Raw genomic sequence first — 16,584 nt, 5'->3', positions numbered from 1 at the left:
ACCCTTTCCAGCAAGCGCCCTCTCAATTAGAAGGCGACTGACAGAAATTGAACAGGCGATGATTACAAAATGACGGAAAGCTCGACAGCGGTAGTCGTCCTTGCGGCCGGACAAGGCAGCCGCATGCAATCGGATCTGCCCAAGGTGCTGCATCGACTTGCCGGTGTGCCACTCATCGGCCATGCGCTGGCGGCAGCCCGCAGCCTGGAGCCTGAACAGATCATCGTCGTGGCAGGACATGGCGGCGACAAGGTCGCCAGCGCCACGGCCAAACTGGACCCCGAAGCGGAAATCGTCCGTCAGACCGAGCAACTGGGCACCGGTCATGCCGTGCGCCAGACCCTGCCCGCGCTGGAAGGCTTTGAAGGCAAGGTGATCGTGCTTTACGGCGACACGCCCTTTATCGGGCAGGACACACTGGCGGCCCTGTCCAGCCATCCGGCCGACGTGGTCGTTCTGGGGTTCGAAGCCGAAGACCCCGGCCGCTATGGCCGGCTGGTCGTGACTGACCGCGGTCTTGAACGTATTGTTGAATTCAAGGACGCCGACGAAGCCACACGGCGGATCGCGCTGTGCAATTCCGGCGTCATGGCGCTGGACGCAGCATTGTTGCGCAAGCTGATCGTGCGAATCGACAACAACAATGCCGCTGGCGAATACTATCTGACCGACCTGGTGGAACTGGCCCGCGCCGAGGGACATCGCGCCGACGTCGTGACCTGTGACGAGGAAGAGACCCTTGGCATCAACACGCGGGCCGAACTGGCACAGGCCGAATCGGCGTTTCAGACCCGCGCCCGGGCCGAGGCGCTGGAAAACGGCGTCACGCTCAGCGATCCTGAAACCGTCTGGTTCGCGCTGGATACGGTGATCGGGCGCGATGCGATCATCGGTCAGAACGTGGTCTTTGGCCCCGGTGTGACCGTTGAATCGGGTGCGGAGATCCTGCCCTTCAGCCATCTGGAAGGCTGCCATGTTTCTGCTGGGGCCACCGTGGGGCCCTTTGCGCGGCTGCGTGTGGGGGCTGAACTGGGCAGCGATGTCCATGTCGGAAATTTCGTCGAAATCAAGAACTCGGTTCTGGATGAGGGGGTGAAGGTCGGCCATCTGACCTATCTTGGCGATGCCTCGGTTGGCGAACACAGCAATATCGGCGCGGGAACGATCACCTGCAATTATGATGGCGTCATGAAGCACCGCACCCAGATCGGCGCGCGGGCCTTTATCGGCAGCGATACGATGCTGGTCGCGCCGGTGCGTGTGGGGGCCGAGGCCGTCACCGGCTCGGGTTCGGTCATCACCGATGATGTCGAGGATGGCGCATTGGCCCTTGGCCGTGCGCGACAAGCGAACAAACCCGGACTGGGTGTCCGGCTGATGCAAGCCCTGCGCGCCCGCAAGGAGAAACGCTGATGTGCGGCATTATCGGAATTCTGGGCAAGCATGAGGTTTCGCCGCAACTGGTCGACGGGCTGAGACGGCTGGAGTATCGCGGCTATGACAGCGCCGGCGTCGCGACGATCGACGGCGAAGGCCGTCTCGACCGCCGCCGTGCCGTGGGCAAGCTGGTCAATCTCTCTGACAAGCTGGTCCATGAGCCTCTTGTCGGCCTTTCCGGCATCGGCCACACCCGTTGGGCCACCCATGGCGAAGCGAATGAGATCAATGCCCACCCCCACCGTTTCGGCTCTGTCGCGGTGGTGCATAACGGCATTATCGAGAATTTCCGCGAATTGCGCGCCGAACTGCAGGCTCTGGGCATTCAGCCGGAATCGCAGACCGACACCGAAACCGTCGCGCTGCTGACCGGGCATTTCCGGGATCAGGGCATGACTCCGCTCGAGGCCGCGCGCGCGACCCTGACCCGCCTGGACGGGGCCTTTGCCCTGGCCTTCCTGTTCGAAGGCGAAGGCGACCTGATGATTGCCGCACGTCGGGGCAGCCCGCTGGCCATCGGCCATGGCGAGGGTGAAATGTTCATCGGCTCGGATGCGGTCGCACTGGCCCCCTTCACCGATAAGGTCACCTATCTGGAAGATGGCGATCACGCTGTTCTGACGCGCAGTGGCGTCGAGATATTTGATTCCGCGGCACAGCCTGTCAGCCGCGTTGCCGCGCGCATCGATATCGGTGCCACCTCCATCGACAAGGCCGGCTATCGCCATTTCATGGCCAAGGAAATCGCCGAGCAGCCGGTGGTGATCGGCGATGTGCTGAACCATTACGTCAAAGGCGATCGGATCGTTCTGCCCGACACGATGGATTTTGCCGATGTGGACCGGATCTCGCTGGTCGGCTGCGGCACGGCGCATCTGGCCGGACATGTGGCGAAATACTGGTTCGAGCAGCTGGCCGGGCTGCCCTGCGACATCGATGTTGCCTCGGAGTTCCGCTATCGGGAACCGCCCCTGTCTGCGACAAGCTGGTTCATCTCGATCAGCCAATCGGGCGAAACCGCCGATACCCTGGCGGCGCTGCACTATGCGCGCACCCAGGTCAGCCGCACCATCGGTCTGGTGAATGTCGGAACCTCGGCGATCGCGCGCGACAGCGATATCGCCCTGCCGACCCTTGCGGGAATCGAGGTCAGCGTTGCCTCATCCAAGGCATTTACCTGCCAGCTGACCGTTCTGGCCATTCTGGCGCTGAAGGCCGCGCATGACCGCAAACGCCTGAGCGATGCCGAACTGGCCCGCCATCTGGACGATCTGCGCAGCATTCCTGCGCTGTTGCAGCAATCACTGGGACTTTCGGATGAATGCCAGGCCCTGTCGGAATGGCTGGCCCAGGCGCAGGACGTTCTCTATCTGGGTCGCGGCGCGCTGTTCCCCGTGGCGCTGGAAGGTGCGCTGAAGCTGAAGGAACTCAGCTATATCCACGCCGAGGGCTATGCCTCGGGGGAATTGAAACATGGCCCCATCGCGCTGATCGACCGTGATGTTCCCGTGGTCGTTCTGGCTCCTCATGATCACCTGTTCGAAAAGACCATCTCGAACATGCAGGAAGTCATGGCGCGCCATGGCCAGATCCTGTTGCTGTCGGATGCCAAGGGCATCGAGGCGGGCGGCGAAGGCACGCGTGCAAGCCTGCAACTGCCTTCGGGAGGCGGGGTTTTCCAGCCGATCCTCTATGCCGTTCCCATGCAATATCTGGCCTATCACACGGCCGTTGCAAAGGGCACGGATGTGGATCAGCCGCGCAATCTGGCCAAATCAGTCACGGTCGAATGACCTTCCGGGCGCTCTAGCCCTTGGTCGCGGTGACAGGAGGGGTCTTCAGGCGGGCCCTCTTCTGCGCCTCGCGCCAGGTGATATAGGTGATCGAGCCGATCATCAGCCCGCCCCCCAGAATGACCCAGATGTCCAGCGGCTCGTGAAAGACCAACACGCCCAGCAGGCTGGCCCAGATCAGCTGCAGGAAGGTGACCGGCTGGGTCACCGTCAGCGGCGCGGCGGCAAAGGCCCGGGTCATCGTGTAATGGCCAAGCGTCGCGAATACCGCGACCAGAGCCAGCCAGCCGATTTGAACCAGCGTCGGCGGCGTCCACACGGCAATGGCCAAAGGCGCAAGCCCGATGGCCACGCAAAGCGACATCATCGCCACGACCGTGGATGCCGGAACCTGGCGCGACAAACGGCTGGCAACCAGATAGGAAGCGCCGAATCCCACAGCCGCACAGATCTGGGACAGATGCCCCGGATCAAGCGGACGCAGCCCCGGACGCAAAACGATCAACGCGCCCAGCAACGCGACGGCGATTGCAATCATGCGACGCAGAGCCAGCTTTTCCCCCAGAAACAACGCCGCGCCGATGGTGACCATGATCGGGTTGAGGAAGCCGATCGCCGTCACTTCGGCGACGGTGATGCGCGACATCGCATAGAACCAGGCCACCACCCCAAGGACATGCAGCGCCCCGCGCAGCGCGAATCCGGCCCAGAGTTGTCGGCCAAAGCCCCTGCGCAGCACTGGCAGCAAAACGGGCAACATGAAAGCCGTGCCAAAGAGAAAGCGGATAAAGGCCGCCTGAGGGGCCGGCAAGGCGCCCTCCAATCCCCGAACGATGCCGTTTACCGCGACAAAGCACAGGCCCGTCACCAGCATCCACCCAATGCCGATCAGATCTCGGCCTGTTTCTCGATCAATTTGCATATGATGCAGTCACCGCTTTTTTGCGGCGCGTGCAAGCCCTATTCCAGAATCAGCCGCAGGGCGATGCCCCACATCACGATGCCGACGCCGACCTCCAGCCATTGCCAGGCGCGCGGACGGGCAAAAACCGGTGCCAGCAGCCGCGCGCCATATCCCAGCGCAAAGAAAAAGACGAATGATCCGGTCACCGCCCCTGCCCCGAACAGAAGGGGTGAGGGCCATTGCGCCGAGATCGACCCCAACAGCATCACCGTATCCAGCCAGACATGCGGGTTCAGCCAGGTCAGCGCCGCAATTACCGCCAATGTCGCCTTCAGGCTGCGCATCTCTCCTTGCGGCGTCAGGGCTTCTCCTCCCTGGATGGCGGCGCGGAATGATCTGGCACCATACAGCAGCAGAAAGGCAACGCCGCCCCAGCGCATGACCTCGATCAACCAGGGCGCGAGTTCGGCAATCGCAGCCATGCCGGTGACGCCCAGGATGATCAGAACCGCATCCGAACATGCGCAGAACAGGATGACCGCCAGAACATGGCTGCGCAGCAACCCCTGTTTCAGCACAAAGGCATTCTGCGCGCCAATGGCCATGATCAGCGACAATGCGGTTCCAAGACCGGCGACATAGGACATCATCTTCACCTCCGATAAGGCGGGATGACATTGCGCGGCACTCAAGTAAAATGAATTGAAATGAACCGGATTAAGAAAATCTAATGCTGGACTATCCTGCCCTGCTGGCCCTGTCCGAGATCCTGCGGCGCGGTTCCTTCGAGGCCGCGGCCCATGCGCTGTCGGTGACGCCCTCGGCGATCTCGCAACGGATCCGCGGGCTCGAGGAGCGCAGCGGCACCACTCTGATCAACCGCGGCCCGCCAATCACCGGCACGACGGCCGGATTGCGCCTTGCCGCCCATCTGGAGCAGGTCCGGCTGCTGGAATCGACCCTGCATGGCCTGCCTTCGGAAACCCCGGTCATTCGGGTTGCGGTCAATGCCGACAGCCTGGCGACCTGGGCGATGGCTCCGCTGGCCAAGGTGCCGGGCTTGCTGGATCTGGTAATCGACGATCAGGACCATGCCCATGACTGGCTGCGCAGCGGCCAGGTCAGCGCCGCCTTGACCAGTGAAACCCGCCCGATCGCCGGATGTGACAGTCTGCCCCTTGGTCGGATGCGCTATCGCGCCACCGCCAGTCCGGATTTCATGCATCGGCATTTTCCCCGGGGCGTCGATGCGATCAGCCTGAAACGGGCTCCTGCGCTTAGCTACAATCACAAGGACGGGCTGCAGGACCGCTGGGTTCAGGCCATCTGCGCACAGCGGATCGCCCTGCCCCTGCATCGGGTCCCCTCGTCCCAGGCCTTTGCCGAGGCAACACGGCTGGGCCTTGGCTGGGGGATGAACCCCGAGGCGATGATTCTGGACGATCTGGCGTCTGGCCGATTGGTGGACCTGTCACCCGATCATCCGCTGGATGTGCCGCTGACCTGGCAAACCGCGCGCATCACCGCAAAGGCCATCGCTCCGCTGACCGAGGCCATGAAAAAGGCCGCCAGAACAGTGCTGCTGTCCTGACGGCCGGTTTCTGGCAGGCAAATCCTGCAGGTCAGGTTACAACTTGGCTGCAATCTCTTCGGAAAGGTCGAAATTGCCGGTGACGTTCTGCACGTCGTCATCGTCTTCCAGCGTGTCGATCAGCTTCATCAGCTTTTGCGCGGTTTCGACATCGGTGATTTCCGTCGGCGCCTGCGGCTTCCAGATCAGCTTGGCGGTTTCGGATTCGCCCAGTTCCGCTTCCAGCGCGCGCGACACTTCGTTCAGATCGGTGTCTTCGCAATAGATCCAATGGCCGTCTTCATCGGATTGAACATCCGTCGCGCCTGCCTCGATGGCCGCCATCATGACGGTATCGGCATCACCGACCGATGCCGGATAGACGATTTCACCGACGCGATCGAACATGAAGCTGACCGAACCGGTCTGCCCCAGATCCCCACCGGACTTGGTGAAATAGCTGCGCACATTGGATGCGGTGCGGTTGCGGTTGTCGGTCATTGCCTCGACAACCAGCGCGATCCCGTTGGGGCCATAGCCCTCGTAGCGGATCTCTTCATAGGTTTCCGCATCGCCACCCAGAGATTTCTTGATCGCGCGATCAATGACATCCTTGGGAACAGATTTCGCCTTGGCTTCCTTGACGGCCAGACGCAACCGCGGGTTTTTCTCCGGATCGGGGTCTCCCATCTTGGCCGCCACGGTGATCTCTTTGGCGAGTTTCGAAAACAGCTTGGATCGGGCCGCGTCCTGCCGACCCTTGCGGTGCTGAATATTGGCCCATTTGGAATGACCTGCCATGGTCCGCTCGTCCTTCGCATTCACACAGATTTCGTATTCCCGCGCTTGTAGTCCAGCGAGACGCAGGATCGCAAGACGAACCCGCGCCGGGCCTGCTACGTTAATGCCCATGATGCAAGAAAATCCGGTGCAATGATGAGTTTTCCCCAGGCCGCCCTCTTCGCCATCTTCGCAGGAATGATGGTCCTGATGTTCTGGGGACGCTGGCGTCACGATCTGGTGGCCTTTGCCGGGTTGATGGCAGCGGTGCTGATGGGACTGGTGCCTGCGGGGCAGGCGTTTTCAGGTTTCGGCAACCCCGCGACCATGATCGTCGCGCTGGTGCTGATTGCCACGGCGGGGCTGACGCGGTCAGGGGCCGTATCCTGGCTGACGCGAAAGCTGACATCCGACAGCCGGTCGGTCACACGACACATCCTGATTTTTGGCGGCGCAGGCGGGCTGATGTCGGGCTTCATGAACAATATTGCCGCCCTTGCCATGCTGATGCCGATAGACCTGCAGGCGGCACGCAAGGCCGGCAGGCCGGCCGGAATGACATTGATGCCGCTGGCCTTCGCGACGATCCTGGGCGGCATGCTGACCCTGATCGGAACGCCACCCAATCTGATCGTTTCGGGATACCGCGCGCAGGTTCTGGGAGAACCCTATCGCATGTTCGACTTTCTGCCGGTCGGTGCCGCGGTGGCTCTGGCCGGAATCATCTTCATCGCCTTTCTGGGCTGGAGGCTGATCGCCCTGCCCAACCCCGCGCAGAACGGCAAGGCGGATCAGCCACGCCGCTATATCGCGCGGCTGGTCGTCACCGAAGCCAGCACCGCCAATGGGCAGACCATCGCCGAACTGCGCGAGATCGCAGCCAAGGCCGAGACCCGCATCTCGGGCCTGTCGCGTCATGGTCATCTGCTGGCCGGTTCACTGAACGATATGGTACTGGCTCCCGGCGATGTTCTGCTGCTGCGCGCCGATCCTTCGGCGCTGGATGATTTCCGCGCCGCCAGCAAGCTGGCCTTTCCCGATGGACGGGTCGAGCCACGCGCCCGCAAGGACAGTGAAGGGCAAAGCCTGATCGAATGCCTTGTGCCGGCCGGCGCACCCGTCATCGGCAAGACCATGCAGTCTTTCGGGCTGGTCAATCGCTACGACAGCGTGCTTGTCGGCATGAGACGGCGCGGCATCGCCCTGCGCGACGCCCTGCCCCGCCAGGAAATCGCTGCCGGAGATCTGCTGCTGTTGCTGGTGCCCGACAGCCGCAGCGCCGAATTGCTGGCCGCTGCCGGGGTGATCCGCCTGGATGGCGCCAGCCTGCCGGTGCTGCGCGAAGGCCATATGGTGACGGCCGTCCTGCTGTTCGCTCTGGCGGTCATGGCCACCAGTCTTGGCGTCGTGACCATGCCGATTGCATTGGGCTGCGTGGTGATCGGCTATGTCCTGACCGGCGTGCTGCAAATTCACGAGCTTTACGATCATGTCGACTGGCCGGTGATCGTGCTGCTGGGGTCGATGATCCCTCTGGGGATGGCACTGGATCAGACCGGGGGCACCAGTCTGATCGCCTCGGCCCTGGCTTCACTGACCGCCGGTTTTCCTCCCTGGGTCGGATTGCTGTTGCTGATGGCGGCAACCATGCTGCTGTCTGATGTGCTGAACAACAACGCCACCACGATTGTCGCCGCGCCGGTGGGCATCCGGCTGGCCGAGCAGATGGATGTTCAGCCCGATGCCTTTCTGATGGGGGTGGCCGTCTCGGCCGCCTGCGCCTTTCTGACGCCCATCGGCCATCAGAACAACACGCTGATCCTGGGGCCGGGAAACTATCGGTTCGGGGATTACTGGCGCATGGGCCTGCCGCTGGAAGTCATCGTTCTGGCGGTTTCGGTGCCGATGCTGCTGCTGGTCTGGCCGTTGTAGGCGCGACGCCCCCAAAAAGAAGGGCGCCACCCCTGCAGGTGACGCCGTTTCACATTCTTGTCTGCCCGCGGATCAGACGACGCCGGTGACGCCCATGATCCGGCGCATTTCGCCATCGCGTGTCACGCCACGTGCAGCCAGTTCCTCGTCCGAGGTGTCGCTCAGCTTTTGCAGCGCGACCATGCGCGGCTGCGCTTCGGCCAAAGTCACCAGAAAACGTCCAATGGCAACGAACGGGGTCGCCAGAACGGAAAGAACGGGTGCGGCGCTTTTCGCGCCATGAGTCAGAACGGTAGCCATTGGAAACTCCTTGTGGATTACAAAGCCGTTTTCCCCCTTGGCTTCTAATCTGGGACCTATGCTGCAGATGCACAAGTCGCAATGCTGCATGGCAGCATTGCAGCTAGGTCAATCCAACTGACCTATAACGCAAACCCTTACAATGGCCAGAAAATCGGGATCACGGTCGAAGCGGTCAATGCCATCAACAGGTTCAGTGGCAGGCCGACACGGATGAAATCCGAGAAACGATAGCCGCCGGGGCCATAGACCAGCGTATTGGTCTGATAGCCGATCGGCGTGGCAAAACTGGCCGAAGCCCCCATCATCACGGCAATGACCAAGGGGCGCGGATCCACCCCCAATTGATGACCCAGAGAGATTGCCACCGGCGTGACGATCACCGCCACGGCATTATTCGTCACCGTTTCGGTCAAGGCCATCGACAGCAGATAGACCGAAAGCACCAGCCCCCAATGAGGCATGGTCATCAGCCATGGCGCAACGCGGGTGACCAGGAATTCGACCGCACCGGAATTCTCCAGCCCCGCCCCCACGGCCAGCATGGCAAAGATCAGCGCCATCAGCCGTCCATCGACGAAGCCAAGCGCCTCATCCGCGTCGATGCAGCGCGTTCCCAGGACGACAGCCACGCCAAAGAAGGCCAGCAACAGGATCGGCGCGATGTCAAAGGCAGAAAGCAGCACCACCGCAACCAGTGTCGCCACGACGATCGGTGCATGTTTGCGACGGAAGGCACGATCCGAGGGCGCGTTGACCTCGACCATTTCCATGTCGCGTGACAGGCGCTGAATATCGGCAGGAGCCCCCTCGAGCAGCAGCGTATCACCCACACGCACCACCAGATCATCCAGCTGCCGACCAATATTCTGGTTCTTGCGATGCGCGGCCAGCACATAGACGCCATAGCGACGGCGCAACCGCATCGAGCCAAGGCTGCGTCCGATCATGTGACACCCCGGCGTGATCAGCACCTCGACCGTGGATGTCTGAACCGAACTCAGCTTGTCGACCATGCGCAGATCCTTGTGGCTCTGCAGGCCCAGCACTTCGGACATCGGGGTGCGCAGCACCACGCGGTCACCCGCCTCAAGGCGCACTGCGGCCAGATCGCGCCGAAGCGAGGCATCACCGCGCAGAACGTCAATGACACGCGCCGTATCGCGCGTGAAGATGTCGACCTCGTCCAGAGCCTTGCCGATCAGCCCCGATTCTTCGGGAATGGCGACCTCGGTAAAGAACTTCATCTTGGATCGACCCGACATCATCTGCGAAATCGAATCCCGTTCAGGCAGCAGTCGCGGCGCGAAGATCAGCAGATAGGTCACGCCGACAATCGCCATCGGCAGGCCGACCGGGGTGATCTCGAAAATGCCGAAAGGTTCCATCCCTGAACTTCTGGCAACACCATCGACCAGCAGATTGGTCGAAGTCCCGATCATCGTCATCGTCCCACCGAGGATTGACAGATAAGACAAGGGGATCAGAAGCTTGGAGGGAGAACTTCCGATCTGCTTGGCCAGTTGCATGAAGATCGGCATCATCACCACCACCAGCGGCGTATTGTTGACAAAGGCCGACATGGCGCAAACGACACAGGAAATCGTCACCAATGTCAGGATCGGGCGTGCCCCCGCGTGATGAGCCGCGCGCTGGCCGATCCAGTCCAGCGCCCCGGTCCGGACCAGACCTCCGACGATGATGAACATGAAGGCAATCGTCCAGGGGGCCGGGTTGGACAGAACCGCGCCCACATGGCTGACATCCAGAATACCCAGGGACAGCAACACGACGGCGCCCAGGATGGCCGTCACTTCCGGAGGATAGGTTTCACGGATGAAAAGTGTCAACATCCCTGCGACAATGAATATCGTGGCGACCGCAGACAGGGTTCCGGTCAGTTCAAATCCGAACATTCATATCTCGCGCTGGCGGCCCACCGGGCCAGTTTCGACGCATCTTGCGCAGATTTTCAGCGCCCTAGCAAGCGGGCGCTGTGCAGAATGGATCAGGTCGTCTTGCCTGCTTCGGTCTGCAGCAGTCGCCCACCTTCGCGCACCGGCATGATGCGCTTGGCTTGACCGCTGCGGTCATCGGTTTCGACCAGAACGCCACAGAGCGTGGCCTCACCTTCGGCCGGGGTAAAGCGGTCGCGCACCATGCCGGTGACGAACCGCCGGATCGGCTCGACCTTGTCCATGCCGATGACGCTGTCGTAATCGCCACACATCCCCGCATCGGTCAGATACCCCGTTCCGCGCGCAAGGATCTGCGCGTCACCGGTGGGCACATGGGTATGGGTACCCACGACCAGGCTGGAGCGCCCGTCGCAGAAATGCCCGATCGCCATCTTCTCGCTGGTGGCCTCGGCATGGATATCGACCAGCGCCGCCTGAACCATTCCCCCCGGCGGATGGGCACGCAGAACCTCGTCCAATGCAGAAAAGGGATCGTCATAGGGCCGCGACATGAACACCTGCCCCAGGGCCTGCGTCACCAGAATCTTGCGCCCGCGCTGGTCCGAGAAAACCCCCGCCCCGCGCCCAGGCGCCTCCTTGGCGAAATTCAAAGGCCGGATGATACGCGGTTCCTTGTCGATGAAGGACAGCATGTCCTTCTGATCAAAGGCATGATCGCCCAGAGTCAGGCAATCGGCGCCCGAATCCAGCAGCAATTGCGCATGTCCCGCCGTGACACCGCGACCGCCACTGGCGTTTTCCGCGTTCACGACCACAAAATCCGCTTTCAACCGCGCACGCAATGCGGGCAGTTCGCCGCTGATTGCACGCCGGCCCGAACGGCCCATAACATCACCAAGAAAGAGTATTCGCATGCCGAAGCGATAAGACAAAGCGGCAAGGCGCTCAAGCAGGAAACGGCAAGCGCATGAATGCAAGCGCTTCCTGCGCATCGGGGGGCTGCCCGTTTCCAAACGGCATCATCGCCCCCGCCCCCTGCCGCGAAGCCCTGCAAACCATGCCCCGTCACAGGCAAGCAGAAAACTGAAACCTCTACCTGAGGGTGCAGTTGACAGGCACAACCTTAGATAGAAATATCACAATGGCGTTAACCTCTGCAGGACGAAACCATGCCGACAGAAACACTGACTTGGGGGTGGTGGGCCTCCGGAGCAAACACGAACAGCGGTACAGACGATATCCAGAGCAGTTATAACAACAGGCTCTTCACGATCGGAGACGGGGGAGACTTCCAGACCTATGGCTATGGCGAAATGGTCATGGTCGACGGTGATGATGATGGCCGGTTGAGCTTTGTTCAGGGCGCTGGCAGTTCCTCGCCGGCACCAGGAAACGGTGATCGCCTGCAGACCCCCGACGGCGTTGACCGACAGCTTTTCGAACTCAGCATCTATGACAACTCCATTTTCACCTATACGGATTCACTGGGCGACGAACAGACCTATAGTGCCCGTGCCGTGGTCTATCAGTTGGGGAATGGCGATCTTGTGATCCGCATGCGCGACGATGACCGCAATGATGCCCCCGAGGATTTCTTCATCGAGAATGTCACCTCGATTCGTCTGGGGACCTGGGACGGAACTGACTATTCGAATTCAATCGTCTCGAACTTTGATGAACCGCCCCCCAATGTCTGCTATGTCGCGGGCACCATGATCAGCACCCCGGACGGAGAAATCCCGGTGGAACTGCTTTGCAAGGGCATGCAGGTCATGACCGCCGATCACGGTCCCTGCCGCATCAAGATGGTCCGGTCAAAGACAATTTCCGCCGCGGATGCGATCAGGTTTCCTCAAATGCGGCCAATCCGCATCCGGGCGAACGCCCTTGGCGCGGGACTGCCCAAACGCGACCTGCTTGTCTCACCGCAGCACCGGATTCTGGTCCGCTCGCGCATTGCACAACGCATGTTCGATACTGACGAGATTCTTGTCGCGGCCAAGCACCTGCTGGAACTGGAGGGCGTCGAGATTGCCATGGATCTGGACAGCTTCACCTATGTGCATTTCCTGTGCCACGATCATCAGATCGTCTTTGCCGAGGGCGCGCCTTCGGAAAGTCTCTATCTGGGGCAAGAGGCATTCAAGGCGATGACACCTGCCGCCATGCAGGAGCTGGCGCAGATTTTTCCGGAACTGTCGGAAGATCTGGACCAGTTCAGCTATGAGGCCGCCCGCCCGCTGGTGTCAGGCAAAAAGGCCCGAACCCTGGCCTTGCGCCACAGGAAAAACACCAAGCCGGTTCTGCATTCCTGAATGCACATCTGTGACGGCGGTTCGCTGCCGTCACATGTTGCCCAAGATCACAGCAAAATCGCGCCCCGACCTTCCTTTGCCTGATTATTTCCAGCTATATCATCGGCAAGGCAACTGCGGAGAACCCAATGACTCAGTGCAAGATTTGCGGCGCAAGTATCGGGACATTTTCCACGTTTGGCGATGGGCTATGTAAAGCTTGTAACCTCAAGCGCATACAGGCAGCGAAACGACGTCGCGAAATGGGACCAGAAGCTGCCCAAGCTGAGGCAGAGAAACAATCGGAAATCGATAGAGAAATATCGTCGGTCGTGATCACGACCGAAGCTGTGAGTCCCTTCGAAATCATAGAACGCCTCGATATTGTCACCGCCGAATGCGCCTATGGCATGAACATATTCAAGGATCTCTTCGCCGGAGTCCGAGACATCGTCGGCGGTAGGTCAGAAGCAATACAAAAAACCATGCGAGACGCCCGCAAGACCACACTTTTTGAGTTGCGGCGAGAAGCTCATGCAATCGGAGCAAATGCCGTAGTCGGCGTTGATCTGGACTATGTGGAGCTATCAGGCGCTGGCAATATGGTCATGCTGGTGGCCTCGGGAACGGCAGTCAGAGCAAATCTCGATTGATGCACCATATCGATTACCGGTGGCGATCAGAATCGGGACACCTAGCTACCGCAGTTACAGCCCTGCAAAGCACGGGTGTGAATTCCGAGAAAGTCCGTGCGCAAGTATTTGAAATTTAGGCATTTTATGGTGCCGGTTGCAGGAGTCGAACCCGCGACCTTCTGATTACAAATCAGCTGCTCTACCAACTGAGCTAAACCGGCGCCCGACGGGTCAGCCCGTCTGATTCAGATCGATACCGCGACTCGCAGGCTTGCGCAACCCAAGGTTCGCACGAGCCAGCAGACCAACAGCGAGCAGACCCACCAGCATGACCAGCAAAGCCGCCGGCGCCGCGTTGCCCAGATCCTCGAGGCTTGCCTTTTCATGCACCCGCGTGGCGAGGGTCTCGTAGTTGAAGGGGCGCAACAACAGCGTCGCCGGCAATTCCTTGCAGCAATCGACAAAGACCAGCAGCAGAGCCGAGCCGACCGAGCCCTGCATCAGCGGCAGAAAGACATCGCGCAACACACCGCGCGAATCACGCCCCAGCGAACGCGCCGCCATCGGCAAGGATGGCGAGACGCGCGTAAAGGCACCATCAATGGCCCCCTGCCCGATGGCAAAGAAACGCACCAGATAGGCAAAGACGATGGCCGTGCCGCTGCCGGTCAGAATCAACCCGGGATCGGTCCCCGTCAGCGACAGCCAGAAATCCGCAACCCGATGATCCAGCGCGGCCAGGGGGATCAGGATGCCCACCGCCAGAACCGCGCCCGGCGCCGCATAGCCCACGGTCGTCACGGGCAACAGCAAACGTGGCAGCGCCCGCCCCGACAGCCGCACGCCATAGACCATGATCAGGGCAAAGCCGACCGTCAGCAGCGCCGCAACCACCCCCAGGCTGACTGTATGCCAGACCGCAAGCGACAGCCCCGGCGTGATCCAGCCCTCGGGATAGGCCAGCGCATAATGCAGGATGACCGACACCGGCAGAAGGAAACCAAGTGCAAAGGGAAGAATGCAGGCCAGCGCGGCCCATAGCCCCGCCATCAGCGGCAGGTTCTGACGCATGATCGGGCGCGGCTGCCTTGCGCTTTGATGATAGCGGGCGTTGCGCCGTCCGAAACGCTCCCACAGGACCAGCAGAACGACCACCAACAGGATCACGCAGGCAATCTGCGCGGCACCTCCGGCATTGCGACGCTCAAGCCATGTCGTGAAAATGCCGGTGTTCAACGTCTGAACCCCGAAATAACTGACAACGCCGTAATCCGCGACCGCCTCCATCATCGCGATTGCCGATCCGGCGACGATGGCCGGACGCGCCAACGGCAGACCGACGCGGCGAAACAGCGCGACGGGTCCGGTTCCAAGGGCGCGGGCGACCTCATAGGCACTGCCCGATTGTTCATGCAATGCAGCGCGGGTCAGCAGGTAGACATAGGGATAAAGGGCCGAGGCCAGCACCAGGACGGCCATCTCGATCGAGCGCACACGCGGGAACCAGTAATCCCGCGCGCTTTCCCAACCGAACCAGCCCCGCATCGCGGTCTGCACCGGCCCGGAATAATCCAGGAAATCCGCCAGCGCATAGGCGCCGATATAGGCAGGCACCGCCAACGGCAGCAGCAGCAGCCATTCCAGCACCCGCCGGCCGGGAAACTCGTACATGGTCACCAGCCAGGCCGAGCCCGCGCCCATCGCCGCAGCCAGCGCCCCCGTGCCCACCGCCAGAATCACCGTATTCAGGAAATAGCGCGGCATGACCGTGGCCAGCAGATGGGGCCAGATATTCTCGACCGGGTTCATCGCCAGCCAGATCACCGCGGCAATGGGCATCAGGACCAGCCCGGCAATGGCTACAGAGGCAAGAGACCAGCCCCGGCCGCCAGTCTGGCGCAGGGCGTGGTCGTGATGACGCCGTTCGCGGCGCGCGGATTCCGAACTGCTCATATCGTGGCGATAATGCAAAGCGATTTGACTGTCCACGAATGCTGGCTAATCTGCGCGCCGCATCTTCAGGTAGAATTCAGGATTGGACAGCTGTGGTCATGGAAATGGTTTTTCACCTTGGGGTGCATGGCACCGATGGCGACAGGTTGCTGAAGACCCTGCTGAACAATCGCGATCAGCTGTTTCGCGAACAGGCCGAAGTCGTGCCCCCCTCACGCCATCGCAGCATCTTCGAAGAGGCGATGATGGCGCTGAACGGCAGTCCCGCCACCGATGAAATGCAACAGATCATGCTGGACGCCATGCTGGAATCCAGCGCGCCCGAGCGGGTGATCATGTCGACGCCCAGCCTTCTGGGGACGCCATCACGGATGGTTGGCGCAGGCGGGTTGTATCCCAATATCGGCAACCGGGTGGCCGCGCTGGCCAATCTGTTCCCAGACGATCAGGCCGAATTCTTCATCGCCATCCGGAATCCCGCCGTCATGCTGACCAAGGTTCTGCCACAGATTCAGGGCGGTTATATGGCCATGATGCAGGGTTGCCATCCCGAACAGCTGCGCTGGCGCGATACGATCCGCCGCCTTGTCGGGGCTGCACAGGGACGCAGGGTCGTCGTCTGGTGCCATGAGGATGTGCCGATGATCTGGCCGGAACTGCTGCGCCTTGCCGGAGAGATCGAAACCGATACCGCCTTGTCGGGCACATTGCTCTACATGCATGAGTTGCTGACCAAGGCCGGAATCGAAGAGCTGCGCGCCGCGCTTGGCGGCCGGGATCAGATGTCCATCGCGCAGCGCCGCAGCATCTGTGCCGAGATCTTGCAGACTGCCGCGAAACCGGGCGCATTGGAGGAGACCATCAACCTTCCCGGCTGGACCCAGGAGACGGTGGATATGGTCACGGACAACTATCGCGCTGATGCCGCCGAAATCGCCGCCCTGCCCGGCATTGAATTCATCATGCCATAAATTTCACGACTTTACTTACAGTTAAACCGACTTCCCGGAAACTGCCTGATGCCCGAAAGACGGGCAAATCCTGCGCAGGGGGCGACAGGCTTGCCG

The 16,584-nt window shown here is 61.2% G+C and carries 14 protein-coding genes and 1 tRNA gene; 7 read left to right on the top strand and 8 right to left on the bottom strand.

Annotated elements, in window-relative coordinates; all coding sequences use genetic code 11:
- Positions 1 to 69: 69 nt before the first annotated feature.
- Complete coding sequence (gene glmU, locus JHW44_RS06105) at positions 70 to 1,413, top strand: bifunctional UDP-N-acetylglucosamine diphosphorylase/glucosamine-1-phosphate N-acetyltransferase GlmU (RefSeq protein ID WP_089342949.1); 1,344 nt, start codon at positions 70 to 72, stop codon at positions 1,411 to 1,413.
- The gene (gene glmS / locus JHW44_RS06100; RefSeq protein WP_089342950.1) at positions 1,413 to 3,230 is read left to right on the top strand and encodes a glutamine--fructose-6-phosphate transaminase (isomerizing); all 1,818 of its coding nucleotides are present in this window, start codon (positions 1,413 to 1,415) and stop codon (positions 3,228 to 3,230) included. Before glmU ends, glmS begins: the two co-directional genes overlap by 1 nt.
- Positions 3,231 to 3,243: 13 nt before the next feature.
- Here glmS and JHW44_RS06095 read toward each other — a convergent pair whose 3' ends face one another.
- A complete protein-coding gene (locus JHW44_RS06095; RefSeq protein WP_245846788.1) occupies positions 3,244 to 4,152 on the bottom strand; it encodes a DMT family transporter in 909 nt (302 codons plus the stop codon).
- A 38-nt stretch (positions 4,153 to 4,190) separates the two neighbouring features.
- Complete coding sequence (locus JHW44_RS06090) at positions 4,191 to 4,784, bottom strand: LysE/ArgO family amino acid transporter (RefSeq protein WP_089342951.1); 594 nt, start codon at positions 4,782 to 4,784, stop codon at positions 4,191 to 4,193.
- 80 nt (positions 4,785 to 4,864) lie between these two features.
- Between JHW44_RS06090 and JHW44_RS06085 the strand changes: the two genes are divergently transcribed.
- The gene (locus tag JHW44_RS06085; protein ID WP_089342952.1) at positions 4,865 to 5,725 is read left to right on the top strand and encodes a LysR family transcriptional regulator ArgP; all 861 of its coding nucleotides are present in this window, start codon (positions 4,865 to 4,867) and stop codon (positions 5,723 to 5,725) included.
- 36 nt (positions 5,726 to 5,761) lie between these two features.
- On the opposite strand, the gene JHW44_RS06080 is transcribed toward JHW44_RS06085, so the two are convergent.
- The gene (locus tag JHW44_RS06080; RefSeq protein ID WP_089342953.1) at positions 5,762 to 6,505 is read right to left on the bottom strand and encodes a YebC/PmpR family DNA-binding transcriptional regulator; all 744 of its coding nucleotides are present in this window, start codon (positions 6,503 to 6,505) and stop codon (positions 5,762 to 5,764) included.
- Between the two features lie 132 nt (positions 6,506 to 6,637).
- On the opposite strand from JHW44_RS06080, the gene JHW44_RS06075 reads away from it, so the two are divergent.
- Positions 6,638 to 8,416, top strand: a complete 1,779-nt coding sequence (locus JHW44_RS06075; RefSeq protein ID WP_336385718.1) for an SLC13 family permease — start codon at positions 6,638 to 6,640, stop codon at positions 8,414 to 8,416.
- Between the two features lie 72 nt (positions 8,417 to 8,488).
- Here the strand turns inward: JHW44_RS06075 and JHW44_RS06070 are convergent, their stop codons facing one another.
- From JHW44_RS06070 to JHW44_RS06060, 3 genes are all read right to left on the bottom strand, one after another.
- Complete coding sequence (locus JHW44_RS06070) at positions 8,489 to 8,716, bottom strand: hypothetical protein (RefSeq protein WP_089342954.1); 228 nt, start codon at positions 8,714 to 8,716, stop codon at positions 8,489 to 8,491.
- 137 nt (positions 8,717 to 8,853) lie between these two features.
- Complete coding sequence (locus JHW44_RS06065; protein ID WP_089342955.1) at positions 8,854 to 10,632, bottom strand: SLC13 family permease; 1,779 nt, start codon at positions 10,630 to 10,632, stop codon at positions 8,854 to 8,856.
- Positions 10,633 to 10,724: 92 nt separating this feature from the next.
- The gene (locus JHW44_RS06060; protein ID WP_089343271.1) at positions 10,725 to 11,549 is read right to left on the bottom strand and encodes a TIGR00282 family metallophosphoesterase; all 825 of its coding nucleotides are present in this window, start codon (positions 11,547 to 11,549) and stop codon (positions 10,725 to 10,727) included.
- 255 nt (positions 11,550 to 11,804) lie between these two features.
- On the opposite strand from JHW44_RS06060, the gene JHW44_RS06055 reads away from it, so the two are divergent.
- Together JHW44_RS06055 and JHW44_RS06050 are read left to right on the top strand one after the other, a co-directional pair.
- Positions 11,805 to 12,950, top strand: coding sequence for a Hint domain-containing protein (locus JHW44_RS06055; RefSeq protein WP_089342956.1), 1,146 nt, complete (start codon positions 11,805 to 11,807; stop codon positions 12,948 to 12,950).
- 128 nt (positions 12,951 to 13,078) lie between these two features.
- A complete protein-coding gene (locus tag JHW44_RS06050) occupies positions 13,079 to 13,582 on the top strand; it encodes a YbjQ family protein (RefSeq protein WP_245846789.1) in 504 nt (167 codons plus the stop codon).
- Between the two features lie 127 nt (positions 13,583 to 13,709).
- Here the strand turns inward: JHW44_RS06050 and JHW44_RS06045 are convergent.
- Positions 13,710 to 13,785: transfer RNA gene (locus JHW44_RS06045), tRNA-Thr, on the bottom strand.
- Between the two features lie 10 nt (positions 13,786 to 13,795).
- A complete protein-coding gene (locus tag JHW44_RS06040) occupies positions 13,796 to 15,403 on the bottom strand; it encodes an ABC transporter permease (protein WP_245846840.1) in 1,608 nt (535 codons plus the stop codon).
- 152 nt (positions 15,404 to 15,555) lie between these two features.
- On the opposite strand from JHW44_RS06040, the gene JHW44_RS06035 reads away from it, so the two are divergent.
- Positions 15,556 to 16,488, top strand: a complete 933-nt coding sequence (locus tag JHW44_RS06035) for a hypothetical protein (protein ID WP_272850306.1) — start codon at positions 15,556 to 15,558, stop codon at positions 16,486 to 16,488.
- The last annotated feature ends 96 nt before the right edge of the window (positions 16,489 to 16,584 follow it).

It is taken from the genome of Paracoccus seriniphilus (assembly GCF_028553745.1).
In the GTDB taxonomy this organism is placed as follows: domain Bacteria; phylum Pseudomonadota; class Alphaproteobacteria; order Rhodobacterales; family Rhodobacteraceae; genus Paracoccus; species Paracoccus seriniphilus.
This window is presented reverse-complemented; position numbering and strand designations above follow the sequence as displayed.

What these genes read in the sequence shown, in the direction of transcription:
- glmU (WP_089342949.1), top strand. Translation starts at nt 70, where the DNA reads ATGACGGAAAGCTCGACAGCGGTAGTCGTCCTTGCGGCCGGACAAGGC.
- glmS (WP_089342950.1), top strand. Translation starts at nt 1,413, where the DNA reads ATGTGCGGCATTATCGGAATTCTGGGCAAGCATGAGGTTTCGCCGCAA.
- JHW44_RS06095 (WP_245846788.1), bottom strand. Translation starts at nt 4,152, where the DNA reads ATGCAAATTGATCGAGAAACAGGCCGAGATCTGATCGGCATTGGGTGG.
- JHW44_RS06090 (WP_089342951.1), bottom strand. Translation starts at nt 4,784, where the DNA reads ATGATGTCCTATGTCGCCGGTCTTGGAACCGCATTGTCGCTGATCATG.
- JHW44_RS06085 (WP_089342952.1), top strand. Translation starts at nt 4,865, where the DNA reads ATGCTGGACTATCCTGCCCTGCTGGCCCTGTCCGAGATCCTGCGGCGC.
- JHW44_RS06080 (WP_089342953.1), bottom strand. Translation starts at nt 6,505, where the DNA reads ATGGCAGGTCATTCCAAATGGGCCAATATTCAGCACCGCAAGGGTCGG.
- JHW44_RS06075 (WP_336385718.1), top strand. Translation starts at nt 6,638, where the DNA reads ATGATGAGTTTTCCCCAGGCCGCCCTCTTCGCCATCTTCGCAGGAATG.
- JHW44_RS06070 (WP_089342954.1), bottom strand. Translation starts at nt 8,716, where the DNA reads ATGGCTACCGTTCTGACTCATGGCGCGAAAAGCGCCGCACCCGTTCTT.
- JHW44_RS06065 (WP_089342955.1), bottom strand. Translation starts at nt 10,632, where the DNA reads ATGTTCGGATTTGAACTGACCGGAACCCTGTCTGCGGTCGCCACGATA.
- JHW44_RS06060 (WP_089343271.1), bottom strand. Translation starts at nt 11,549, where the DNA reads ATGCGAATACTCTTTCTTGGTGATGTTATGGGCCGTTCGGGCCGGCGT.
- JHW44_RS06055 (WP_089342956.1), top strand. Translation starts at nt 11,805, where the DNA reads ATGCCGACAGAAACACTGACTTGGGGGTGGTGGGCCTCCGGAGCAAAC.
- JHW44_RS06050 (WP_245846789.1), top strand. Translation starts at nt 13,079, where the DNA reads ATGACTCAGTGCAAGATTTGCGGCGCAAGTATCGGGACATTTTCCACG.
- JHW44_RS06040 (WP_245846840.1), bottom strand. Translation starts at nt 15,403, where the DNA reads ATGCCCATTGCCGCGGTGATCTGGCTGGCGATGAACCCGGTCGAGAAT.
- JHW44_RS06035 (WP_272850306.1), top strand. Translation starts at nt 15,556, where the DNA reads ATGCTGGCTAATCTGCGCGCCGCATCTTCAGGTAGAATTCAGGATTGG.